The following is a 23694-nucleotide window of genomic DNA, read 5'->3' on the forward strand; positions in this document are numbered from 1 at the left end:
TTGCCGGACCGGCGGCGGGGGTGCAAGTATGCATACTTGCCAAGCCGGCCGCCCCCGCAGACAAGACCCTTCGTGCGTCTGCCCACTCGCCCCCTGCCCGCCGCGCTGCTCATCGGCCTCTTTGCGCAGATCCTGTTCTGCTGGCGGCTGACCACGCCGCACGTGCTGGTGTTCGACGAGGTGCACTACGTCCCCGCCGCGCGGCTGCTGGCGAGCTTCGCCCGGCCGGCCAATATCGAGCATCCGCTGGTCGGCAAGACGCTGATCGCGCTCGGCATGGCGATGTTCGGCGATAATCCGCTCGGCTGGCGGGCGCTGTCGACGCTGGCGGCGAGCGCGGTGGTGATGGGGGTGTTCGCCATCCTGTGGCTGCTGTTCGGGCGGCTGCGCACGGCCGGCGTCGGGGCGATCCTCACCATCCTGAACTTCACCGTCTTCGTCCAGGCGCGCACCGCGATGCTCGACGGATTCATGGCGGCGTTCGTGGTGACGGGGCTGGCCGCGCTGCTGTGGGCGATGCGGGCGCGTGGCGCCGCGGTGTGGTGGCGCTGGCTGCTCGGCGCGGTGCTGCTCGGGCTGGCGATCGGCACCAAATGGACGGCGCTGCCCTATCTCGGGTTCGCCGGCCTTGCCTATTGCGTGGCGCGCTGGCGGAGGCCGGCATTATGGCCGGGTCTGCATCCGCTGCTCGCGCTGGCCCTGCTGGGTCTGGTCAGCGGCGCCACCTATCTCCTCACCTTCTGGCCGGCCTTCCTCTACGCGCAAGAGCCGCTGACGCTCGCACGGCTGCTGCCGTTCCAGATCGACATGTACCGCCAGCAGACGCAGGTGCTGCCGCCGCACACCTACCAGTCGAGCTGGTGGACCTGGCCGCTCGACTGGCGGCCGGTCTGGTACTTCTACGAACCCGCGGACGGCGCGCAGCGCGGGGTGCTGATGCTGGGCAACCCGGTGGTGATGTGGGGCGGCCTGGTGGCGGTGCTCGCCTGCCTCTTCGCCTGGCTGCGGGGGCGGGACGGCAAGGCGGGCGGCGTCGCGCTGCTCTGGATCGGCAGCGTCGCGATGTGGGCGATCATCCCCAAATCCTTGGGCTTCTATTATTATTACTATCTGTCGAGCATCTGGCTCGCCATCGTCATCGCCGCCGCCCTCGATCACTGGCGCGTCCGGCTGCGCTATTGGGACGAGGCGATCCTGATGGCCGCCGCCGTCCTGTTCGTCCACTTCTACCCCATCCTGTCCGCCGCGGCACTGCGCGGGCCGGGATCGTTCCACCGCTGGATGTGGCTGAAAAGCTGGGTCTAATAGCGGCCCCAGACGAACTTGGACGACAAAGCGTAATTCCACACCGCGCCGACCAGGATGCCGATCAGGGCCGAGGCGGCGGCACCGCCGTTGCGGAAGTCGTGGACGAAGGCGGCGATGCCGACATTGGCCACCAGCCCGACCGAGCAGACGACGCAAAATGACACCCAGCCATCGAGCAGCTGCCGCAACCCCTTCAGGCGACGATCGCGATAGGTCAGCGCGTTGTTGAGCAGGAAGTTGAACGTCATCGCCGCCAGCGCGCCGAGGATCTGCGCGAACAGGAAGCCCGCGCCCGCCAGCATGGCAAGACCCAGCACGCCCATATGCACGCCGACGCCGAGCACCCCGATGCCGGAAAACATCGCGAAGCGCACCGGCACGAACCGCCCGAACATCCGGTCGTACAGCGCGATCAGATATTCCATCGCGACGACGTGGTCGAGCTTGCTCTCCCCCTCCGTCCGCACGCGGAAGGTGTAGGGCAGTTCGGCAAAGCGCAGCGGCACCGCGCTGGTCGTCATCAGGTCGAGCAGGATCTTGAAGCCGATCGCCGACAGGTCGGGCGCCAGCCGCCGAACGTGGGCGGTGCGGATCGCGAAGAAGCCGCTCATCGGATCGCTGAGGTCGCCCTTCAGCACCCGGCGCGACAGCTTGGTGGCGAAGGCCGATTTGGCGACGCGGTCACGGTCCCAGTCGCCGGTCCCACCGCCGTCGACGAAGCGCGATCCGACCACCACGTCGAGGTCGGCATCGTGCTGCAACAGGTCGAGCATCGCCGGCAGCAGCGTCTCGTCATGCTGCAGATCGCCGTCGATCACCGCCACCACCGGCGCCGCGGTGGCGCACATTCCCTCGATGCAGGCCGACGACAGGCCGCGCCGGCCGATGCGATGGATCACGCGCACCCGCGCATCCAGCCGGCCGAGTTCGCGCGCCGCGTCGGCGGTGCCGTCGGGGCTGTCGTCGTCGACGAAGATCGCCTCCCAACGCCGTCCCGCCAGCGCCTGGTCGAGCTTGGCGACCAAGGTCGGCACGTTCGCCCGCTCGTTGAAGGTCGGGATGACGACCGCGATCTCGAGAAGCGTGCTCACGCGGGGACGCTCACAGGGCGGCGCGGACCGCATCGCCCATCGCGGCGGTACTCATCGCGCCGCCGAGGTCCGCGGTGCGGGCGCCGCCGCGGATCGCCTGCGCCACCGCCGCCTCGATCCGGTCCGCCGCCGCCGGTGCGCCGAGCGAATGGCGCAGCATCATCGCTGCCGAGAGGATCGCGGCGCACGGGTTCGCCTTGCCCTGCCCGGCGATATCGGGCGCGGAGCCGTGGATCGGCTCGTAGAGCCCCTTCCCCGCGTCATCCAGGCTGGCCGACGGCAGCATGCCGATCGATCCCGCGCACATCGACGCCTGGTCGGACAGAATGTCGCCGAACAGGTTGCCGGTGACGATCACGTCGAACTGCCCCGGATTGCGCACCAGCTGCATCGCGGCATTGTCGACGTACATGTGGCTGAGCGTCACGTCGGGATACTCCGCCGCGACCTCGATCACCACGTCGCGCCACAGCTGCGAGGTTTCGAGCACGTTCGCCTTGTCGACCGAGCAGAGCTGCCCGCGACGGCGGCGTGCCGTCTCGAAGCCGACGCGGGCGATGCGGCGCACTTCGTGCTCGTCATAGCTCATGATGTCATAGCCTTCGCGCGCACCGTCGGGCGTCGTGCGCCGGCCCTTCTCGCCGAAATAGACGTCGCCGTTCAATTCGCGGACGATGACGAGGTCGATCGCCCGCGCCACCTCCGGCTTGAGGGCGGAGGCATCCTCCAGCCCCTCGAACAGCGTCGCCGGCCGCAGGTTGGAGAACAGGCCGAGATGCTTGCGCAAGCCCAGGATCGCCTGCTCGGGCCGCAACGCCCGCTCCAGATTGTCGCAGGTCGGATCGCCGACCGCCCCGAACAGCAAGGCATCGGCCCGGCGCGCGACGTCGAGCGTGCTGTCGGGCAGCGGATGGCCGAGCGTGTGATAGGCGACGCCGCCGACCGGCGCCTCTTCATAGGCGAGGTCGAGATCGAGCGCGTCGAGCACGGCGCGCGCCTCTGCGATGACTTCGGGGCCGATGCCGTCGCCCGGCAGGAGTGCGATCAATGCCATGCGCGCTGACTAGCCGCGCGTCGCCCCGTTACGCAACGGCCCTTTTCAACGCCGCTACCAGTCGTTCGCGCGCGACCAGCGGTTCGGCCCGGCGATCGGTCAACAGGTCGCGGGCGAGGAAATGCCCGGTGATGGCGAGGCCGGCGAGGATGTCGGGCCAGTCCGCCGCGCCGCCTTCGGTCAGGAACCGCGGCAGCGCAAACAGCCTCGCCTCATAGCCATGCGCCGCGCCGCGGCTGACCGCGCCGCCGCTGCGCGGGGATACGAAGGCGAGATCGTCATCGCCCCCCGTCACCACGCAGGCGCTGAGATCGAGGCCGAAGCCGAGTTCGGCGAGCAGCAGCAGTTCGTAGCGGGCGAGTGCGCTCGCCCAGCCGCGGGCGGTGGGCGCCGCCTCGATCGCGTCGAGCACTGCGCCCAGCGCATCGTAGAGCCGCGGATAAGGCTGCGCCTCCGGCAGTGCCGCCGCAGTGAGCGCGGTCAACCAGGCGAAGGCGGCGGCCGGCAGCGGCTCGCCGTGCAGTGCGGCGCGGCTGTGCAGCGGCTCGATGGTCAGTGCCGCCAGCTGTTCGCCGGTGCGCGCCCGCCATTCGCCGAGGATCGCATTGGCGGGTTGCAGCACCGGCCGCATCTGCCGCGAGCGCCCGCCGCGCACGTAGCCCGGTTGCACCCCGCTCAGCCGCGTCAACGCCCGCACCACCGCACCATGTTCGCCATGCGCACGGATGGCGAGAACGATGGCTTCGGTGCGCAGGTGCATGATGAGGGATATAGCGCGCCGCACACCCTGCGTCAGGGGGATGGGTCAGCGGCGCACCAGCTTCGTCAGCGCCGCGAGCCGGGGGTGCCGCGTCGCCCGCTTGGCAAGCGCCATGGCACCGTCGAAGGCGCCGAGGGCCGCCAGCGTCGCGCGATTCGGCAGCGTCGGGCGAAGCAGCAGCAGGTCGACGCAGGCTATGCTGCCAGTCGCGAACAGCCGCTTGTGCTGGCCTTCCCCCTCGGTGAAGTCGAAGCGGGCGAAGCGATCGGCGAACAGGTCCGCGATCGCATGCGCCTGCAGCACCGTGCCGGGGGACATATCGGCATAGGCCGGATCGTGACCGACATGATCGTAGCGCAGCGCGCTGCCTTGCGCCGTACAGCACAGATAGGCGATCGGCCGATCCCCGGCGAGCAGCAGCCAGGCGCGCAGCCCGTCCGCGGCAGCGAGCGCATGCAGGTGGCTCACCGCGGCGGCATCCTCCGGCAGGCCGGCGTCGAGCAACCGCTCCTGATAGGTGCGCGCCGACACCGCGCGGGCGAGCGGATGGAAGGCGGTGAGTTCGTCGGACGTGCGATAGCGGCGCACCTCCAGCCCGGCGGCCTCCGCCTTGCGCAGCTTGCGCTTGAGCGTCGATCGCGCGGCGCCGGACAGGCCGGCGTGCCATGCCGCGCGGCCGATCGTTAGGTCGGTGTAGAAGCGCAGGTAACGCTGCCGCACCGCCACCCGATAACCGCCGGGGCGGACCCGTTCGACGAGCGCCGCCGGCAGCGAGGTAATCAGATAGCCGTCACCATCGCTGGCCGGCAGGTGCGGCACCGCGCCAGCCAGCGCCGCGTCGAGCGACAGGGCGAGGCGCACCAGCCGCCGCCGGACGCTCGCCAGCGTTCGCGCGCCGACCTGGAACTTCAAGGCGACGATGGTCACGCCGCGCGTTCCGCGACCCAGTTCGACCATAATTGCTCCGCCTGCCGCAGCCGCCGGCGCAGCGCATTGGCGGCGAGCGGGGTGTCGTCGCGATCGAGCGGCAGCGGCGGACGATCGGCGAAATGCGCCGTCGGCAGCTCGTCCGCCCGCGCCGCGAGCAGCCGGCACAACGTCTCGAAGCGGCGGACGTGGACGGCATTGGCACGGGTGCCCAGCCGGTTGGCCAGTTCGAAGCCGTGGCTGACGATCGTCACCGCGGCGTGTTCCCGTGCCGCAGCATGCTCCAGCGCCGCGGCCGCTTCCATTGCCGACAAGGCGCACAGCTGGAACGTCCGGAACAGTCCCGGCGCGTCCTCGATCACCGTCACCGGCACCTCCACCACCCCGTGGCGCAGCGGCGCGATGCACGAGGGGGCAAGGCCAATGCGGCTTTCCGCCGGCTCAGCGCCATTGTGGCTGCTGTCATAGGCGAAACCCAGCGCCGCCAGCGCCCGCAAGGTATCGGTATTCGCCGCATAGCCGCCGGCGCGAAAGGCGATCGGTCGCGGCGCGCCGGCTGCCACCAGCAGGTCGACCGCACCCGCGATCAGCCCGGTCTGCTCGGCCAGCGTATATTCGTGCATCTGGAAGCGGCCGAAGCGGGCACCGCGATCCCCCGCCTGCGCGCCCGCCCAGTTCGGGTGCAGGTGAAGCTGCACCTCCTGCCCCGCAGCCAGGATCGTCTCCACCATGCGCGCGACCGGGGCGAGGCCGAACACCAGCGCCGGCATCGGATCGACGAAGAAGCACGCCTTCAGGCCATGGTCCGCCAGCCGATCGAGCTGATAGGTCAGGCCGACATCGGCAGGCTCCAGCGACCGCGCATAGATCGTCTCGGCATCCAGCCCGGCGGCATGATGCCGCCAGGCGAATTCGGTATCGACGGTCAGGAACACGGGGGTCGCCATGCCCCGCCTTACCGCGTGCGGAGTGAACAAACAGCTAGGATGCGGCGTGGCGCAGCGTCAGGGCGTGATGCCGTAGCGCTTGTAATCCTCATCGATGCGCGGGCGGATGGTGCGCGCGGCGGCGAGGTCGGCCTTGCCCTCCGCCTTGCCCTGCCGCGACAGGATCAGCCCGCGCATATAGAGGCTGGCCGGCTGATCGGGCGCCGTGTCCAGCGCCGCGGTGAGATCGGCCAGCGCATCCTCCATCCGGTTCATGCGAAAGAACACCATCGCGCGGCTGTCGAGCGCCGCCACCGTCGAATCGGACAGTTCGATCGACCGCGTGCAATCCTTCAGCGCCGTGTCGAGCGCGACATTCAGCGTTCCCTTGATCCAGCAGCGGCTGTTGAGCAGTTGCGGGTTGCCGGGGCTCGCCGCGATCGCCTGGTCGATGGCGGTGATCGCGCCGTCCTTGTCGCCGGTCCGTGCCAGCACCTCCGCCTTCATCGCGATCATCGCTGCCTTGCTCTTGCCGCCCGCGTCGATCCGCTGCTGCACCAGGTCCAGCGCCGCGTCCTTTTCCCCGCGATCGGCGCGCAGCAACGCCAGCTGCCCGACGGTGTCGTCCGCCGACGGATCGAGCTTCTGCGCGGCGAGCAGGTCGGCCAGCGCCTTATCCCGGTCGCCTGACTCCTGATACAGCCGCGCGCGCCAGGTATAGCTGTCCGCGGCCGGCGTAATCGCGATCGCGCGGCCGATATCGGCGATCGCCTTGGGGCGATCGTAGATCTGTTCCCAGAACCAGGCGCGGTTGGTGTAGGACATCGCCTCATCGGGTGCATCGGCGACGCCACGGTCGTAGAGCGCGGCGATCCTGGCAAAGCCGCCCGCCCGCTTCGTCGCATCGACCCGGGCATATTGGCTGGGCAGATCGGCGGGCGCGACGACGCTCAGCAACCGGTTCTTCGCCGCCGCGATCGTCGCGCGGTTGGCCGCGATCTCCGCCGCCGGCACCTCGGCGCCGGTCATCACCGTGCGATCGTCGAGCGTCACGATACCGCCCTCGTTGCGCACCGTGCGGATGACCGTGACGCCCGCCATCGACTTGGGCAGGACCTGGTCGCCATCCAGCGTATAGCCCTTGCCGCCGGCGGGCAGGCGGATGCGGGTGACGGCGCGATACGAGGCGCTGTCGCCGGTCGCGACCGGCAGCGCCGCCCAGGCGGTGCGCGTGCGGTCGGGTTCGAACTTGAGGTCGGCGATCGTCCGGTCGATCGTGCTGCGGTAACGCTGGTCGGTCCGCGTCCAGTCGGGATAGGCGACGCCCGTCACCGTCACCGTCGCGGTGCCGGCGACGGGATCGAAGCCAAGCTTGCGGTCCATGATCGTCGACGATCCGACGATGCTCTCGGTCATCCGAGTCGCCATCGTCTTGATGTCGTCCTTGCTCGCCTGCGCCTGTGCCGCCTGAAGCATCTGCGCAAGGCGGCCACGCACGGTGATCGCCGCGGTCAACGGCGCCGGCATGCCGACGCCGGCGCTCTCGTCGATGTCGATCGCCGCCTCGATATCCGGCCGGGCATGGGCGCGCAGCGGCACCGCGACGAGGGCGGCGCCGCTCGCCCGCACCGGCAGCACCCAGCCGAAATTCGGCGCATCGTGCAGGTCGGCCAGCCGCGCGCCCGCATCGGTGCCGTCGAGCCACAGCGTCTCGCCACCCACGTTCGCCTTCACCAGGATATGGTCGAAGGCACCCGGGGTCGGCAGGCGGCTGGGCAGCAGGTCGCCCAGCTTGCTGTTGGCGAGCACCGGTTCCGCCTCGATGCCCAGGCCGTGGAGCAATGCCAGCAGCATCAGCGTCTTGGCCTTGCAGTCGCCGTAACGGACCGTCCAGGTCTGCGCCGGGCTTTGCGGCCGGTAATTGCCCTGGTCCATGCCGTTGAACAGGTAGCGCACCTGTTCCTGCACCAGTTGCAACGCCGCGGCGGTGCGCATCATCGGATCGGTGCTCGCCGCCTTGATCCGGGTCAGCTCCGCATCAAGCGGGCTGCCCGCCGCGATCAGCCCGTCCGTCGCGTAGAGCGGCGCCATCACCCCCGCGACCGCCGCCCAATCGGGAAAGCTGCTCGCCTCCAGCACGTTCAGCTTACGGAAGCGCGCGGGCACGTCGCCGGGCAGTTCGGGCTGCTTGGCGAGCGGCAACGGCAAGGTGATCTCGCGATACGCCCCGGCGGTCGCCTCGGCAGGCTTGGCCGCATCCATGTAGATCCGCCACTGGACCGTGTCGGCCGCCGGCCACAGCAGCCGTGCGCGGGCGTAGCCGATCTTCAGCGGCGCCGCGGGCAGGCTCTGGAAGCCCTGCACCTGTCCCTTCAGAACGGCATCCTTGCGGGTGATCGAGGCGACGACGTGCAGGATATCGCCGACCCGCAATCCCTCCACCGCCATGGTCGCGGTCAGCATCCCGTCGAGCTGCCGCTGTTCGAGCTGCTGCTCGCGGCGCAGCACGTCGAAGGCCTTTCCGGCCTTCAGCAGATCGATATGCTCCGGCCCGCGGATGATCTCGGCACGGTGGACGATCAAGTCGCCCGCCGCCGGCTGCCATTGCAGGTTCACGGTGCCGGCCTGGCCCAGCATCTCGGTGGTGGCGATGCGGGTGGCGGTGTCGGTATATTGCCACACCTCGCCGCCCTCCAGCCGCTGCTGGCTGTCGAGCAGCAGCAGCACCGGCGAATCGGCGGTGATCGTCGCCGGATCGATCGCCGGTGCCGGCTTCACCCAGGCGGGCACCGGCTGATAGACCACCTTGTCCGCAGCTTGCGCCGCCCAGCTCGTGGACCCGAACAGCGCCATCAGCGCCAGCCGCCGCATCGTCATCGTCTCAGCAATCCCCCTGTACGCCGTCCAGTCTAGCGGGGCGCCGTGCAGCGGCAATGCAGAAATGATGCGCGTTCAGCGCGCGTGATAGAAGTCGTACACCTGCTGCGCGACGCCGGCCGACACGCCCGGCGCCTTCTTGAGGTCTTCCAGGCTCGCGTTGCGCACCGCGCGGCCGGTGCCGAAGTGCATCAGCAGCGCCTTCTTGCGCGCCGGGCCGATGCCGGGGACTTCATCCAACGGGCTGGCGCCGATCGCCTTCGACCGCTTGTCGCGATGCGCGCCGATGACGAAGCGGTGCACCTCGTCACGGAGCCGTTGCAGGTAGAACAGCACCGGCGCGTTCACCGGCAACTGGAATTCGCGCCCGTCGAGCAGGTGGAACACCTCGCGGCCCTCGCGACCGTGGTGCGGGCCCTTGGCGATGCCGACCAGGCATACGTCCTCGATGCCGAGATCCTCCAGCACCGCCTTGGCCGCGCCCAGCTGCGGCTTGCCGCCGTCGATCAGCACCAGGTCGGGCCATGTCCCGTCGTCGCGATCGGGCGTTTCCTCCAGCTGGCGGGCGAAGCGGCGGCGGAACACCTCGCGCATCATGCCGACGTCGCTGTCGGTGGCGGCTTCGTTGCCCTTGATGTTCCACTTGCGATACTGGCCCTTGCGAAAGCCTTCCGGCCCCGCGACCACCATCGCGCCCAGCGCGTTGCTGCCCTGGATGTGGCTGTTGTCGTAAATCTCGATCCGCTGCGGCGGCTCGGCGAGATCGAACAATTCGGCGACCTCGCGCAGCAATCTGGCCTGCGTCGTGCTCTCGGCGAGCCGCCGCTCCAGCGCCTCGATCGCGTTGCGCTTGGCCTGATCCATGAGCCGACGGCGATCCCCGCGCTGCGGCACCGACAATGCCACCTTGTAACCGGCGCGCTCGCCTAGCGCCTCCGCAAGCAACTCGCCTTCGCCGAGTTCACGATCGAGCAGGATCGTCTTCGGCGGCGGCACTTCCTCGTAGAATTGGGTCAGGAAGCTGGTCAGCACCTCTTCCTCCGGCACGTCGTTGGTGTGCTGGGGGAAGAAGCTGCGATGGCCCCAATTCTGGCCGCCGCGGATGAAGAAGGCCTGGATGCCGATCACCCCGTCCTTGCAGGCGAGCGCGAACACATCGGCATCGCCGACGCCCTCCGCGTTGATCGCCTGCGTACCCTGGACGAAGGTGAGCGCCTTCAGCCGGTCGCGCAGCAGCGCGGCCAGTTCGAAGTCCATGTTCTCCGCCGCAGCCTGCATCTGCACGCCCAGCTTCGCCTGCACCTTGGTCGACTTGCCCGCCAGGAAGTCGCGGCAGTCGTCGACCAGTTCCTTGTAGCCGGCGGCATCGATCCGCCCGACGCAGGGCGCCGAGCAGCGCTTGATCTGGTAGAGCAGGCACGGCCGGTCGCGCGTCTTGAAGAAGCCGTCGGTGCAGCTGCGCAGCAGGAACAGCTTCTGCAGCGCATTCAGCGTGTTGTTGACGCTGCCGGCGCTGGCGAAGGGACCATAGTAATTGCCCGGTGCCCGCCGCGCCCCGCGGTGCTTCTGCACGCGCGGAAAATCATGGTCGCCGCGCAGCAGGATGAAGGGAAAGCTTTTGTCGTCGCGCAGCAGCACGTTGTAGGCGGGGCGGTACCGCTTGATGAGCTGCGCCTCGAGCAGCAGCGCCTCCGCCTCATTGTTGGTGGTGACGATGGTCATCGACCGGGTCTGCGCGATCATCCGCTGCAACCGCTTGGTCAGCCCCTTCACCTGCGTGTAATTGGCGACGCGCTGCTTCAGCGAACGCGCCTTACCGACATACAGTACATCGCCCTTGGCATCCTGCATGCGGTAGACGCCGGAGCGATTGGGCAGTGTCTTCAGCACGTTGCGGATGGCGGCGACGCCCGCCTCGATGTCGGGCGCATCGCTGCCGCGGACGGTGTAGGTGGCGCGTTCTTCGTTGAATCGATCGGGGGGACCGTAACCGGACATGGTCGTCCATGTAGGAGTCGCACGCCTGCGGGGCTAGGCCCGGATGGCGTACCGGGAACAATCGCGTGTTCGCCGCGGAAGACGCGCGATCAGCGACCCGAAGGCAGGCCGCGGCGGCTTTCGACCGGCTTGACCGGCGGCGGCGCACTGCCGGCCAAGGCGGCCAGGTCGCCGCCGACCTTGGCCAGCAAGGCCGGCGTCATCTGGCCACCGCTCAGCGGCGCGAGCTTGCGCAGCGACAGCGCCTTGAACTTGGGCAGGTTCTCGTCGTCGCTGAGGCCGGGGAGATCACGATCGAGGATCGCCTTCGCCTTGGGATCGGCGATGAGATCGGCGATCGGCGTGTCGAGCGAAAAGGCGCCGCCCTCCACGGGCGCCGGCGCGGCCGGATCGGGCACGGCGGCCGCAGCGTCGCTTGCGGGTAGATCCAGCGCGAAGCGATTGGCGGCGGCGGCCGCGCGCGTCGGCTCCTGCGCAACGACCAACAGCATCGGCAGCAACAACGACACCATGCGCTTCATCCCGGCAACCACGGACCTGCCCTGTGTAGCAGGTTCGCGGCCGGGCGGAAGATCAGACCTGCGCGAACATCTTGGTGCCGACGATGCCGATCACGGTCAGCGCCATGAAGGCGGCCTGTGCCGGCCCCACGCGATCCCCGAACAACAGCACGCCGCCGATGATGACACCGACCGCGCCACAGCCCGTCCATACCGCATAGGCCGTGCCCGCGGGCAGGCCGCGCATCGCCCATGCGAGCAGCGCCATGTTGACGAAGGAGAGGATGACCGGGATGGCCGAGGCCTGCCAGGTCGCGACGGTCGCCGCCCATTTCAGGCTCAGCGCCCAGCAGATTTCGGTGAATACGGCGACGGCAAGGATGAGCCACGACATGGGATTGCTCCTGTGCGGGCTCTGATGATGCGACCGCGCCGGAAACCCGTGAAGAGACGCGATCGGAAAGGTAAATCCTCCCCGATACGGGGAGGTGGCAGCGCGGCAGCGCTGACGGAGGGGCAGACGCGGGCGATCCCGCTTGGGGCTGCCCCTCCACCACCGCCTTCGGCGGCGTGGCGGGTCGGATCATCCCCCCGGGATGATCCTCGAATGCGCGGGGCGCATTCGACCCGACACGCCCCCTCCCCGTTGCGGGGAGGAGTGCAATGGTCAGTTGGGCCGGCCCAATCCCGCGATCGCGCGATCGGTCATCGAACGGTCGGCGCCGGCATCGTGATGCTCGGCGACCAGGATCGCAGCGGCCTTGGCGGCCGTTTCCGCGGCGAGCGCACGGACTTCGGCGATCGCACTGCGCTCGGCGGCGGCGATCTTGTCCTCGGCGCGCTTGGTGCGGCGGGCCATCAGCTCCTCCGCATCGTGCTTTGCCTTGGCGATGATCTGGTGCGCTTCCTGCTGGGCATGCGCCCGCATCGTCGCGGCGTCGGCTTCGGCCGCCTTGGCCTTGGCTTCATATTCGCTGCGCAGCGCTTCGGCTTCGGCGCGCAGCTTCGCCGCTTCGTCGAGCTGCGCCCGTACGCCGGCGATCTGCTTGTCGAGCGCCGCACCGATCTTTGCCGGCACCTTGACGATCAGCATGCCGACCAGCACGACCAGCGCGGCGATGCCGACCCAGCCGGTGGTGTTGAAGCCGAGCGCGGTCGCCTCGGCGACATGCTCCGCACCGGGTTCGGAGACGTTGGCGGTCAGTTCGCTGCCGTCACGCACGTCGCGTGGCCGCAGGCCCTGTGCCGAAGCGGCGTCGGACAGGTTGGCGGCGACGGCGGCATCGCCGGCATCGCCCTGAGGTACGGAACCCTGTGCGGGATTAGCCATGCGCGTTGCTCCTGCGCACCGCATCCGCGGCGGCATCGATGCTGACGGTCAGGCCCGACACCTTGCCGACCAGATCCTGCGCCACCTCGGCAGCGACGGTCTGGAGATTCAGCATGGCGCTGGCCTTGGCGTTGCCGACGGCAAGGTCGTGATGCGCCAGCCGTTCGGCCAGTTCGGCATCGGCCGATTTCACCTGGCTCTCGGCCGCCTTGGCAGCCTGCGCCTTGGCGGCGCTGGTCTCGGCGAGCGCCGCGGCGCGCGCCTCGTCCATCTTCACGCGCCACGCCTCTTCCACCGTGTCGGCGGCGAGACGGGCCTGTTCGGCCGCGGCGAGGTCGCCCGCGATCCGGCCTTCACGCGCATCCACGGTCGCAATGACCCTGGGCACCATCATCTTGCCGATCCCGAAATACAGGATCCCGAAGGTGACGAGCAGCCAGAAGATCTGCGAAGCGTAAGTGGCGGCGATCTGCGAAATCTGGGGCATTGAAGACCTTTGACGCGGGTCCGCAGCCGGATCGCCGGGCAGGTGCGCCCGGCGGCCCGACCACAGGTTAGGCGACGAACAGCAGGATGATCATCGTCACGAAGGCGAGCAGGCCGAGCAGCTCGGCGCCCGCGAAACCGATGAACAGACGGCCCTGCTGGCTGTCCGCCGCACCCGGATTGCGCAGCGCGCCTTCGAGGAACTTGGCGAACACGTTGCCCACGCCGAGCGAGGCAAGGCCCATGCCGATCGCGGCCAGGCCGGCACCGATCATCTTGGCGGCTTCTGCGTCCATGTCAAAACTCCGTATCAAACAAGTGGGTTGAAGAGAAAACTCAGTGCAGGTTGACGGCGTCGTTCAGGTAGACGCTCGTCAGCAGCGCAAAGACATAGGCCTGGATGGCGGCGACCAGCAGCTCGAGCAGCGTGATACCGATCATCAGCAGGAAGCTGGGCAGCGAGATCAGCAGGCCATAGCCCGGCCCGAGGTTGATGCCGCTGATGACAAACGCCGCCAGCACCTTCAGCAGGATATGCCCCGCGGTCATCGCGACGAACAGTCGCAGGCCGAGGCTGAACGGCCGCACCAGGAAGCTCATCAGCTCGACGACGAAGATCAGCGGGATCATCAGCTTGGGCGTGCCGTGCGGCACGAACAGCGCGAAGAAGTGGAAGCCGTGCTTGCCGAATCCGACGATCAGCACGATCGCGAAGCTGATGATCGCCAGCACGCCGGTGACGGTCAGGTGGCTGGTGATGGTGAACGGATGCCATCCCGGCACGACGCCGACCGGGGTCAGGCCCCAGATGTTGGCGAAGAGGATGAACATGAAGAGCGAGAAGACGTAGGGGACGAACCGCTTGCCGGCAGGGCCGATGTTTGACGTCAGCATGTTCGAGACGAAGCCGGTGAAGCCTTCCACCGCCGCCTGCCAGCGGCCCGGCACCAGCTCGCGCTTCATCCCGCCCAGCATGAACAGCCACAGGCTGGCGAGCGTGATGACCATCCACAACGCGGAGTTGGTGAACGAGATGTCGTAGCCCGCGACGACCCAATGCCGACCGAACAGAGGTTCGATCAGGAACTGGTGCATCGGATCGATCTTGCTGCCCGATTCTGCCGCCACTTGGGCCTTCGCTCCCTGATACGACAAACGCCCGGTTATGCCGGGCGTTCGCCTGCTATTCGAATGATCTGCCTGAACGCGACGGCTATTCCAAGGAACAGCATCACGATCAGCGCCCACGGACCCGTGCCGAACCAGTGGTCGATACACCAGCCGATCAGCGCGCTGCCGACGAGGCTTCCGATCAGGGCGGCGAGCACGCGATTGCCGAGCGAATATCCCGCATCGGCGTTCGGCGCCCCCTGCCCCGTCCGCAACGCTTCCTGATTCCGGGCTTCCTTCAGCCGCTCATCGAGCGCGGAAAGCCGCGGATCCTCCGCGCTGGTGAAGTCTCGTCCGGTATCGTCGTCCGCCACGCGCGCACCCTCGCCTGTATGTTTCAGCCGGGGGAGAAAGCGCGCAGGGCGACCGATCCCGCCAAGGCGTGGTCCGTTTAGGTGTGGGGTGCCGGGGTGTCAACCGCCCTTGATTCCTCCCCCGCCAGGGAGAGGTGGCAGCGAAGCTGAGGGAGGGGGGAGGTAAGCAATCGCGTCGTGCTTGCGGAGACGCCCTCTCCACCACGCCCCTGCGGGCGCGGTCCCCTCCCCCGCTAAAGCGAGGGAGGAATTACTGCGCTACTTGCACCGGCCGTCGAGTTCGGGCGTGCCGGTGTTTTCCTTCCACTGGCCCGACGGCGTCTTGTACATCTCCCCGACCGGCACGCGGGCAACGAGGTTGCACCCGGTGGTGAAGGCGAACTGCTCCACCGTCGCGCCGCTCGCCTGCGCGCTGGCGGTATAGGCCGCCTTGCGCTTGATGTTGATGTCGCGGACCAGTGCCTGCACCGAAGCGCCGCCGCTCACCACGCCAAGATAGCCGTCGGGCTGTTCGCCGACCTGCTTCGCCTCGCGCGCCGCCGCATAGGCGGGATCGCGCTGCGCCATGGCCGCCGCGGACAGGCCGGTGAGAGCCACCACGCCGGCAACCGTCAAAAGACCTGTCGTCATATCAGAATATCCCCGGGTTCTCTTTGATAAGCGACTTCGCCTCGCCATCGAGGCGATAAACCACTTCCTGCGTCACGCTGATGTTGAGGTTGATCTGGATCGGCTTGTCGGGTGCCGACACGTTGATGCACCCCGCCGACGCCGCCGCCAATCCCATCCCGATCGTCCCCTGCAACAGCCGCAATGTCGTGATTCGCTCCACCATCTTCAATCCTGTTTCGCTCATGGCACGGTTCCGCTTGCGGGAGGCTGAATAAGCGGCGTCGCCGGCACGGCCTGCTGTTGCTGCTGTCGTTCGAGCAGGGCAGGCAGGTTGCGCTGGATCAGCCGCCGCGGGTCGTAGAAGGACTGCGCCGAATCGAGCAGCCCGCGGAAGGGCGCCTCTATCCGCACGTTGAAGACGAACGGCAGCCTCTGCAGGCGGCGGACGAGGAAGTTGCTCTTGGCGCCCTGCCCCTGCGTCACGCCGGCGAAGCGCACCTCCGTCACCATCTCGCCCGACAGCGGGCCGTTCATCGCGATGGTGAGGTTGCGGTAGCGCAGGGATTTCAGCGCCTGGAAGGCGATGTTGCCCCACAGGCCCAGGTCCTTCTGCGTCAGGTCGCCGACATAGGCGATCGAGCCGCCGCCGGGCCGCACCGTCAGCGAACCGTTTTCGATCCGGCCGCCCGCGATGTCGAACACCATCGGCAGCTCGCCGTCGAAAACGCCGGTGGCATCCAGGTTCTTGAAGTCGAACTGGGCGAGGAAGCGATCCGCCTGCACTCCTTCGAGGCGGAAGGTCATGCGCCGCGATCCGGCCTCGGCGAAGTCGAGCGTGGTCGGCAGCAGCGTCATCTTGCCGCCCGCGAACGGCCATACGCCGCTGTCGATCTGCACGCGCGTATCGGGCAGCAGCTGATAGACGATCGTGCCGTCGTTGACCGCGATACCGGGATTGACCGTCTTGATCGTCGCGACCTGCTGCGGCGCACTGGCGAGGCTGAGCAGATCGGTGAAACGGATCGTGGTGGTGATGCCGCTGACCGGACCGAAGGCGGCGGCGAGCGCGGCGTCCCGGGTGGCGAAGGTGCCGGTGGAGGTGACGCCCTCCGGTTGCCAGGCGATATGTCCCTCTCCGGTCACGCGGGCGCGCACATCGGCGACGACGCCATAGGTCAGGCGGGTGAGCAGGTCGGGCTGGAAATCCTTGGTGAAGGTGATGCCCGGTACGGCGATATCCGCCGTGCCGGTGCCCGCCGCCAGGGCATGCGCGATGGTGACGTCGGCGACCTTCACGCTCTTGGTGGGTTCGTAGAGCGTGCCGGTGGCGTGGATCGCCCCGTCGGCGAGATCGAGCGCCACCGCCCGCGCGTCCATCGGGTTGAAGCGCGGCGCGGGCGCGGCATCGCTGACCGTCATCGCGCCGGTGAGGTGCAGCGCGCCGCCGCGCAGCGACCAGTCGCCCGCCGCCGCATCGAGCAACAGCGGCACGTTGGCGATCTGCCCGCTACCGCCGCTGAAGGTGCCCGCCACAGCCGCGCCCGCCAGCCGGCCGGTCAACTGGCCGAGATCGATCCGCGTCACCCGCTCCGCGCTGCCCAGCCGGGTGGCGACACCATCGACGACGAAGCCGCGATCGGCCAGCCGCAGCTGCGCACCGCTCGCCGCCACGGTCAGCGGCGTCTGCCCCAGACGGCCGGCGAGCTGCACGGCCGGCAGCCGCACGCCGCCGGTCGCTCGCCCATCGGTGAGCGTCACCATCGCCCCCGACAGCGGGCAGAGCGTCGTGCGCAGCGGATCGAGCACCAGCCCCGCCACCGCCAGCCGCCGGATCGCCAGCGCCCCACAGGCGGGATTGATCGTGAGCCGGCGCCGCCCATCCCAACGCAGGTCGAGCGGCAGCGACAGCCCGTCGACACGGCCATCGCCGAGCGGCCCGGACAGGGTCGCGCGCGTCGTCACCCGCGTCGCGCCGCCCGGCGTGGCGGTGAAGTCGACCGGCGTCAGCGCCAGTGTCGCGCCGCCGGCCGCATAGGGTGCCACCGTTGCCCGCCCGCGGATCGGCGCACCGGCCGCGGATTGCGTAAGCGTCACCCGCGCATCGGGCAGGCCGCCGCCGCTCATCGCCAATGTCGTGTCGAGACGCACCCGCGCCTGCGGCCAGTCGATCGTCACCCCCGTGCCGCCGGAAAGGCGCAGGCGGGCGCCGCTGCGCGAGGCCAGTGCGACCTGCGCGATCCGCGCCTCGCCGGCGCCACCGGCCATCTGCACCGCGAGCTTCGCCTCACCGTCGAAATGCTCCGCCGCGCGTCGCGCCGCGTGCGTCGCCGCCGTGACGAGCGGAGCGAGCGGCGTGCCCGCTCCGGCGGCCTCCGCGTCGAGCGTTCGCGCCGCCGCCAGACGCATTCCGCGCCCGCTGACGGTTCCGGCGAAGCGCTGCCCTTTACCGATACGGTAATCGCCGCGGATCGCCAGCGCCTCCGCCTGGCCGGCCGCGATGGCGGCGCGGGAGGCAGCCAGGTCTACGGTACCGGACGTCGATCGGGCGGTGCCACCGAAGGCGACCGTTCCCGCCAGCGCCGCCGCACGCGCGCCGCTGCCCGCCACCACGCCGGTGGCGAGCCGCGCCCGGCCGTTCCAGCCGTCCAGAGCCGGCGCCAGCGTCAGGTTGAGATCGGCGCGGGCTTGCTGCACGCTGGCGCCGCCGCAGTTTGCCTGCGCGATACGTACCGGCCCGCGTACCGTGGGCGCGCCGCGCGCCACATCGAGGTGGAATGCGGCGCCCAGTCCCCGCAGGCTGCAACCATCCTGCGCCAGCCGGTCGGCAGCCAGCGCCAGCGTGCCGCTGAACCCTTCGTCGAGCCGCCCGTTGCCGGACAGCCGTACACCGACCACGCCCGCCGGCGTCTCCAGCCGCATCCGTCCGTCCGCGACGTTCAGGTCGAGCGCCGGCAGGGCGAACGGCTTGCCCGAAGGCGGCGGCATCAGCCGGTCGAGCGCGCCGAGCGACAATCGCCCGTCGACCACGCGGCCGCGCACCCGCACATGGCCGGCACGCACGCCGACCAGCCGCGCGCCATCCAGCCCGACATGCGTCTCCGCCTCCAGCCAGTCGGCGACGAGGTCGGGATGCGCAGGATCACCGATCACCACATCGGTCAGCCGCTGCCGACCCAGGCCGAGATCCCGGATACCGTAGCGGGCAGCGACGCCGCGCTTCGCCAGTTCGCGGTCGATGACGCGCGCGGCGATCGGCTTGCGGGCCATCCACAGGGCGATGCAGGCCAGCAGCAGGATCAGGCCGATCGCGATGCCGACCCATTGCCGCCGGGCAAGGCGGGGGCGGCGGGGCGTATCGTTCAACTCATCCGCGCCCTCGACCATCGCCGGGCACCATAAGCGCTGTCGTGGCCGGGGCGCAATTGCGGGCGGCCCGTATCGGTCCTTTGCGGGAGCGGCGGTTCGGGGGCGCCCTGCCCACAGGCGCGTTCACGCGGAAGCGCGGCGATGTCGCACTTGGCCGAGGATGCGGCGCGCGATCATCGCCGGTTCGAGATTCCAGAGCGCTGCCGCGCGCAAGATCTCCGCGCCTCCGCGCCTCCGCGTGAACAATTCTCTACTTTCCCGATGCTTGGAGCGTACATGCGGCGCCATGCAGCTCTTCTTCGTATCGCAGCATTGTCGCCGCACCGTTCCCACCCTACCCTCGACCTGCAATGGCCGCCGATCCCCCTCCCGACGACAATGCCGGCCATCGCGAGCGGCTGCGTGGGCGGTTGCTGACCGGGGGCGGCGAGACGCTGCTCGATCACGAATTGATCGAATATCTGCTGACGCTGGTCATTCCGCGCCGGGATACCAAGCCGACCGCCAAGGCGCTGCTGCGTGAATTCGGCGGCATCGGCGGCACGCTGACCGCGGACGCCGAGGCGCTGATGCGGGTGGCGGGGGTGAGCGAAAAATCGGCGGCGGCGATCAAGATCGCGCATGCCATCGCCATCCGGCTGCTCAAGGCGACGGTGGCCGAGCAGCCGGTCCTCGCCAACTGGCAGGCGCTGCTCGATTACCTGCGCGCCGACATGGCGCATCACACGATCGAGCGCTTTCGCGTGCTCCACCTCAACACCCGCAACATGCTGATCCGCGACGAGGTGATGAGCGAAGGGTCGATCGACCAGGCCGCCGTTCATATCCGCGAGGTGATCCGGCGCGCCATCGACCTGGGTTCGGCGGCGATCATCCTCGTCCACAACCATCCCTCGGGCGACCCCTCCCCCAGCCGCGCCGACATCACGGTCACCCGTGCCATCGCCGGCGCCGGCGAACCGCTGGGCATCGTGGTGCACGACCATATCATCATGGGTCGCAACGGGCATGTCAGCCTGAAGGCGCAAGGACTGATCTGACGATCTTTCCCGGTATGCCGTAGATGGGAAAAAGGCCGCCGGATCGCTCCGGCGGCCTCTTCGTCATCGGTTATCCCAGGATCAGGACTTGGCCTGGCTCAGGAAACCGACCAGTTCGGGCTGCGACACGGACTTGTTCTTGTCCTTGTCAGCCTGGGCGAAGGCGGCGTTGACCCACGACTTGGTTTCGGCGCTGGTCGCGCTCGCCTTGGGGTCGCTCGCCTGCTTCAGCTTGACCATCCAGCTAGCGAACTCGGTCTTTTCGAGCTTGCCGTCCTTGTTCGCGTCATAGGTCGGGAACTCGGTCTGGACGACGCTTGCCACCTGATCGCCACCGGCGGCCGGTTCGGCCGTTGCCGTCTGGGTTTCCGGCGTGCCGGGCGTCGCCTGCTGGTCGGCCGCGGCGGTCGAATCCATCGGCGTGGCCGGCGACGCCTGCGGGTCGGCGACCGGAGCGCCCTGCGGCACGTTGGCCGGGGCCGCCTGCGTCGGCGCGGTCTGCACAGGTGCGGCTTGCGCCGGTGCAGTATTGGTTTGCGTCTGCGCCAGTGCCGGCGCAGCAATCGTCATCACTCCGGCGAGAAGAGCATATTTCAGCATTATCTGTCTCCCATTGTTCAACATGAACTCTGCACGGGATCGATTGCCCGACCCGGCGTGCAGATTTCGAAATGGGGATTGCTGCATTGATTGCAATGGCTCCGGCCCGGCCGAGATTGTCGGCTCCGCCGCGCGCTGCTAGTGCGCCGCAGAAATCCGCGAGTCGCGCGGACATGGCCACGACGAGCCGTGGCCCGAGCAGGACGAAGGAACACCATGGTCCCCCGTTATTCCCGCCCCGAGATGACCGCGATCTGGACCCCGGAGGCGCGCTTCCGCATCTGGTTCGAGATCGAGGCGCATGCCACCGACGCGCTCGCCGAGCTGGGCGTCGTTCCCCGCGAGGCGGCCGACGCGCTGTGGGCGTGGTGGCGCACCGGACCGGCGATCGACGTCGCGGCGATCGACGCCATCGAGGCGGTGACCAAGCACGACGTCATCGCCTTCCTGACCTGGGTGGCGGAGAACGTCGGCGAGCAGGCGCGCTTCATGCATCAGGGCATGACCTCGTCCGACGTGCTCGACACCTGCCTTGCGGTGCAGCTGTCGCGCGCCGCCGACATCCTGCTCGCCGACCTCGACCGGCTGCTCGAGGTGCTGGAGCGGCGCGCGGTGGAGCACAAGCTCACGCCCACGATCGGCCGCAGCCACGGCATCCATGCCGAACCGGTCACCTTCGGCCTGAAGCTTGCGCAGGCCTATGCCGAGTTCGACCGATGCCGCACGCGCCTCATCGCCGCGCGCGCCGATATCGCCACCTGCGCGATCTCGGGCGCGGTCGGCACCTTCGCCAACATCGATCCTGCGGTCGAGGCGCATGTCGCCGCCAAGCTCGGCCTGTCGGTCGAACCGGTCTCGACGCAGGTCATCCCGCGCGACCGGCATGCGATGTTCTTTGCGACGCTGGGCGTCATCGCCTCGTCGATCGAACGGCTGGCGACCGAGGTCCGCCACCTTCAGCGCACCGAGGTGCTGGAGGCGGAGGAATATTTCAGCCCCGGCCAGAAAGGCTCGTCGGCGATGCCGCACAAGCGCAATCCGGTGCTGACCGAGAACCTGACCGGCCTGGCCCGCATGGTCCGCGGCTATGTGACGCCGGCGCTGGAGAATGTCGCACTGTGGCACGAGCGCGACATCTCGCATTCGTCGGTGGAACGCTACATCGGGCCGGACGCGACGATCACCCTCGACTTCGCGCTGGCGCGGCTGACCGGGGTGATCGACAAGCTGCTCGTCTACCCCGAACGGATGGACAAGAACCTCAACAAGATGGGCGGCCTCGTTCATTCGCAGCGCGTGCTGCTGGCGCTGACCCAGGCGGGGGTGAGCCGCGAGGATGCCTATCGCCTGGTGCAGCGCAACGCGATGAAGGTGTGGGAATCGGACGGCGCGCTGTCGCTGCTCGACCTGCTGAAGGACGATGCGGAGGTGACGGCGGCGCTGTCGCCCGCCGAGCTGGAGGAGAAGTTCGACCTCGGCTACCACCTGCGCCACGTCGACACGATCTTCGCCCGGGTGTTCGGCAAGTAACCGGAGCCTTCCCGGAACGGGGAGGTGGCACCGCGCAGCGGTGACGGGGGGGCCTCCACCGACGGCACGCTATGTGGAGAGCCCCCTCCACCATTCGGCTGCGCCGAACGGTCCCCCTCCCCGTGCCGGGGAGGAGTTGCGTCACACCCAGCGGGCGAGCCAGTCGGCGAGGCCCTGCGGCGAGAGCGAGCGCGCGTCCGCCAGCGCCGTCTCGCGCCCGGCGTTGACCACGCGGTCGGTCTTGGGATCGACGATCAGCAGCGCGGGCACGCCGGCCAGCCGGCCCTTGATCCCGTAGCGCGCCGGGATGTCGAGGTTCTTGTCGAAGCGGCCGATGTCCACCGCCACCACCTCGTAATGCTTCGCCATGAAGCCGTGCATGGCAGGCAGGTGCATCACCCCGGCGAGCAGGCGGCAATCGAGACACCAATTGCCGCCGAGGTCGATCAGCAGCTTCTTGTTGCCCTTCAGCGCCCGCGCCTTCGCCGCGGCAACGGCCGCCCTGGCATCGGCATTGGCATCGTAGGGCAAGGGCAGCGGCTGTGGCAGCTGGTTGAACGTCGCGACCGGTACGCGCGGCGCGGTGGCGGCGGCGAGCGGCAGGGCGGGCAACGTCAGCGCCGCGGCGGCGAACGTCAGCGTCAGGGCACGGAACATCGGCATCTCCAACAAGGATGACCGATCTGACCCGCTTTGCCCGGGCATGGCAAGCGAGCTGCTGTTTCCCGCCCCGTGGCCATACTTATGTCCGGAACGGTTGCACAGAACGCAAGCATGCGTGCAGGCAACAATGTTGCGCCACAACGTAACGAATTTAAAGCGGTGCTTGCCGGATATTCTTCCGGTCAGGAGATGTCATCCATGCGTATGTTCGAAACCGCGGCCAGCAGTGCGCTGGCGATCGCGGCTCAGGCGCTGGTGATCGGGGTCATCGTTTCGACCTTGTGAACCAGCGGCCTGGCCGCCCGTCTTCGCCGCCCGCTCCGTCGGGCGCCGAACGGGCGGTCGGCAGGATCACTCCGCAGCGATCCGCTGGGTGAGGTTGGCGAGCGCGGTCAGCGCAGCGACATGGGCTGCGAAGGCCTTGCGTCCGCCACGCGTCGCGGCCGCCCAGGTCCGTGACCGTCCATCGCTCGGCCCTTTGCGCAAGGCGACATAGCCGGCCTCGACCAGCGCGCCCAGATGCTTGGACAGCACCGAATCGCTGACACCCGTGGTGGTACGCAGCAGGGCGAATTCGGCATCCTGTACCTCCGTCAGCACCGCCATGATCTGAAGGCGGGCCGGCGGATGGATGACCGGATCGAAGCCGGTCATGCGATGCCGCCCAGCATCTCGCGCCGGAACACGCGGCACCACCAGATGCTGCCGGCGTAAGCGATTCCGGCGGCCACCACCCCCAGCGGCAGCGGCGCCCAGCCGATCCCGCGGTCGAGCGCCAGCCACAGGCCGAGCATGTGCAGCGGCAGGATCACCAGCAGCAAGGCGCCCGTCACCCAGCGGGTGCGGCCGGCACGATAGCCGTTGATGAACATGCCCATCCGCTTGCGATCCCAGCGGATGATCCACGCGATCGCTGCGAAGATGCCGACCAGCACGACGAACCGGAAGGGCAAGGGCACCGCCGGGCTGGCGACCAGCACCCCCATCAGCGCGGCAAAGGCGAGGTGGCGCAGCGGCGGGGTGTCCGCTGCCGCCGCCAGCTTCACGCGGGATTGTTCGATGAATGCCAGCGCCTGCGCTGCGGCTTCGCTATTGGGTTCCACGACGTCACTCCCTTTCCGATATGGAAAGAGAGTGACGCC

25 protein-coding genes are annotated in these 23694 nt (G+C 68.9%); 4 read left to right on the forward strand and 21 right to left on the reverse strand.

Annotation, left to right across the window (positions count from 1 at the left end; all coding sequences use genetic code 11):
* Positions 1–72 precede the first annotated feature (72 nt).
* Positions 73–1305: a phospholipid carrier-dependent glycosyltransferase gene (locus tag AC4GY7_RS11005; RefSeq protein WP_491113836.1), complete on the forward strand. Its 1233-nt coding sequence runs from the start codon at positions 73–75 to the stop codon at positions 1303–1305.
* Here AC4GY7_RS11005 and AC4GY7_RS11010 read toward each other — a convergent pair.
* From AC4GY7_RS11010 to AC4GY7_RS11090, 17 genes are all read right to left on the reverse strand, one after another.
* The gene (locus AC4GY7_RS11010) at positions 1302–2399 is read right to left on the reverse strand and encodes a glycosyltransferase family 2 protein (RefSeq protein ID WP_443583239.1); all 1098 of its coding nucleotides are present in this window, start codon (positions 2397–2399) and stop codon (positions 1302–1304) included. The genes AC4GY7_RS11005 and AC4GY7_RS11010 overlap by 4 nt on opposite strands.
* 10 nt (positions 2400–2409) lie before the next feature.
* Positions 2410–3453, reverse strand: a complete 1044-nt coding sequence (gene leuB / locus AC4GY7_RS11015) for a 3-isopropylmalate dehydrogenase (protein WP_491113840.1) — start codon at positions 3451–3453, stop codon at positions 2410–2412.
* Positions 3454–3481: 28 nt separating this feature from the next.
* The gene (gene recO, locus AC4GY7_RS11020) at positions 3482–4213 is read right to left on the reverse strand and encodes a DNA repair protein RecO (RefSeq protein ID WP_491113844.1); all 732 of its coding nucleotides are present in this window, start codon (positions 4211–4213) and stop codon (positions 3482–3484) included.
* A gap of 45 nt (positions 4214–4258) precedes the next feature.
* Complete coding sequence (locus AC4GY7_RS11025; protein ID WP_491113847.1) at positions 4259–5140, reverse strand: GNAT family N-acetyltransferase; 882 nt, start codon at positions 5138–5140, stop codon at positions 4259–4261.
* Entirely contained in the window at positions 5137–6087 is a 951-nt protein-coding gene (locus tag AC4GY7_RS11030; protein WP_491113850.1) for a polysaccharide deacetylase family protein, read from the reverse strand. The genes AC4GY7_RS11025 and AC4GY7_RS11030 overlap by 4 nt, the downstream gene beginning before the upstream one ends.
* Before the next feature lie 57 nt (positions 6088–6144).
* Positions 6145–8943 carry a DUF3857 domain-containing protein gene (locus AC4GY7_RS11035; protein WP_491113853.1) on the reverse strand — a complete coding sequence of 933 codons (2799 nt, stop codon included), beginning with the start codon at positions 8941–8943 and terminating at the stop codon, positions 6145–6147.
* Between the two features lie 75 nt (positions 8944–9018).
* Positions 9019–10941, reverse strand: coding sequence for an excinuclease ABC subunit UvrC (gene uvrC, locus AC4GY7_RS11040; protein WP_491113856.1), 1923 nt, complete (start codon positions 10939–10941; stop codon positions 9019–9021).
* Between the two features lie 89 nt (positions 10942–11030).
* On the reverse strand, positions 11031–11474 hold the full coding sequence (locus AC4GY7_RS11045; protein ID WP_491113859.1) for a hypothetical protein: 444 nt from the start codon (positions 11472–11474) through the stop codon (positions 11031–11033).
* A 40-nt stretch (positions 11475–11514) separates the two neighbouring features.
* Positions 11515–11835: a DMT family transporter gene (locus tag AC4GY7_RS11050; protein ID WP_491113862.1), complete on the reverse strand. Its 321-nt coding sequence runs from the start codon at positions 11833–11835 to the stop codon at positions 11515–11517.
* Between the two features lie 273 nt (positions 11836–12108).
* Positions 12109–12771 (reverse strand): F0F1 ATP synthase subunit B family protein, encoded by a 663-nt coding sequence (locus tag AC4GY7_RS11055; RefSeq protein WP_491113864.1) that lies wholly within the window; start codon positions 12769–12771, stop codon positions 12109–12111.
* Entirely contained in the window at positions 12764–13258 is a 495-nt protein-coding gene (locus AC4GY7_RS11060) for a F0F1 ATP synthase subunit B family protein (protein WP_491113867.1), read from the reverse strand. The genes AC4GY7_RS11055 and AC4GY7_RS11060 overlap by 8 nt, the downstream gene beginning before the upstream one ends.
* A gap of 67 nt (positions 13259–13325) precedes the next feature.
* On the reverse strand, positions 13326–13553 hold the full coding sequence (locus AC4GY7_RS11065) for a F0F1 ATP synthase subunit C (RefSeq protein ID WP_038662560.1): 228 nt from the start codon (positions 13551–13553) through the stop codon (positions 13326–13328).
* A gap of 40 nt (positions 13554–13593) precedes the next feature.
* Entirely contained in the window at positions 13594–14385 is a 792-nt protein-coding gene (locus AC4GY7_RS11070) for a F0F1 ATP synthase subunit A (protein ID WP_443583692.1), read from the reverse strand.
* Positions 14386–14420: 35 nt separating this feature from the next.
* On the reverse strand, positions 14421–14741 hold the full coding sequence (locus AC4GY7_RS11075; protein ID WP_491113871.1) for an AtpZ/AtpI family protein: 321 nt from the start codon (positions 14739–14741) through the stop codon (positions 14421–14423).
* Between the two features lie 258 nt (positions 14742–14999).
* Positions 15000–15371 carry a YdbL family probable chaperone protein gene (locus AC4GY7_RS11080; RefSeq protein WP_491113874.1) on the reverse strand — a complete coding sequence of 124 codons (372 nt, stop codon included), beginning with the start codon at positions 15369–15371 and terminating at the stop codon, positions 15000–15002.
* Position 15372: 1 nt separating this feature from the next.
* Positions 15373–15597: a YnbE family lipoprotein gene (locus tag AC4GY7_RS11085; protein WP_491113877.1), complete on the reverse strand. Its 225-nt coding sequence runs from the start codon at positions 15595–15597 to the stop codon at positions 15373–15375.
* A complete protein-coding gene (locus AC4GY7_RS11090; protein ID WP_491113880.1) occupies positions 15594–18716 on the reverse strand; it encodes an intermembrane phospholipid transport YdbH family protein in 3123 nt (1040 codons plus the stop codon). Before AC4GY7_RS11090 ends, AC4GY7_RS11085 begins: the two co-directional genes overlap by 4 nt.
* Before the next feature lie 353 nt (positions 18717–19069).
* On the opposite strand from AC4GY7_RS11090, the gene radC reads away from it, so the two are divergent.
* The gene (gene radC / locus AC4GY7_RS11095) at positions 19070–19759 is read left to right on the forward strand and encodes a RadC family protein (protein WP_491113883.1); all 690 of its coding nucleotides are present in this window, start codon (positions 19070–19072) and stop codon (positions 19757–19759) included.
* Positions 19760–19840: 81 nt separating this feature from the next.
* Here the strand turns inward: radC and AC4GY7_RS11100 are convergent, their stop codons facing one another.
* Positions 19841–20359, reverse strand: coding sequence for an EF-hand domain-containing protein (locus tag AC4GY7_RS11100; RefSeq protein WP_491113886.1), 519 nt, complete (start codon positions 20357–20359; stop codon positions 19841–19843).
* Positions 20360–20575: 216 nt separating this feature from the next.
* On the opposite strand from AC4GY7_RS11100, the gene purB reads away from it, so the two are divergent.
* The gene (gene purB / locus AC4GY7_RS11105; RefSeq protein WP_491113889.1) at positions 20576–21889 is read left to right on the forward strand and encodes an adenylosuccinate lyase; all 1314 of its coding nucleotides are present in this window, start codon (positions 20576–20578) and stop codon (positions 21887–21889) included.
* A 141-nt stretch (positions 21890–22030) separates the two neighbouring features.
* On the opposite strand, the gene AC4GY7_RS11110 is transcribed toward purB, so the two are convergent.
* Positions 22031–22546 (reverse strand): thioredoxin family protein, encoded by a 516-nt coding sequence (locus tag AC4GY7_RS11110; RefSeq protein WP_443583256.1) that lies wholly within the window; start codon positions 22544–22546, stop codon positions 22031–22033.
* 117 nt (positions 22547–22663) lie between these two features.
* Here AC4GY7_RS11110 and AC4GY7_RS11115 point away from each other — a divergent pair, with 117 nt between their 5' ends.
* A complete protein-coding gene (locus AC4GY7_RS11115) occupies positions 22664–22837 on the forward strand; it encodes a hypothetical protein (RefSeq protein WP_491113892.1) in 174 nt (57 codons plus the stop codon).
* A 66-nt stretch (positions 22838–22903) separates the two neighbouring features.
* On the opposite strand, the gene AC4GY7_RS11120 is transcribed toward AC4GY7_RS11115, so the two are convergent.
* Positions 22904–23206, reverse strand: a complete 303-nt coding sequence (locus tag AC4GY7_RS11120) for a transcriptional regulator (RefSeq protein WP_491113895.1) — start codon at positions 23204–23206, stop codon at positions 22904–22906.
* Positions 23203–23655, reverse strand: a complete 453-nt coding sequence (locus tag AC4GY7_RS11125) for a hypothetical protein (protein ID WP_491113897.1) — start codon at positions 23653–23655, stop codon at positions 23203–23205. Before AC4GY7_RS11125 ends, AC4GY7_RS11120 begins: the two co-directional genes overlap by 4 nt.
* Positions 23656–23694 lie beyond the last annotated feature (39 nt).

This window comes from Sphingomonas sp. SP5 (assembly GCF_058313455.1).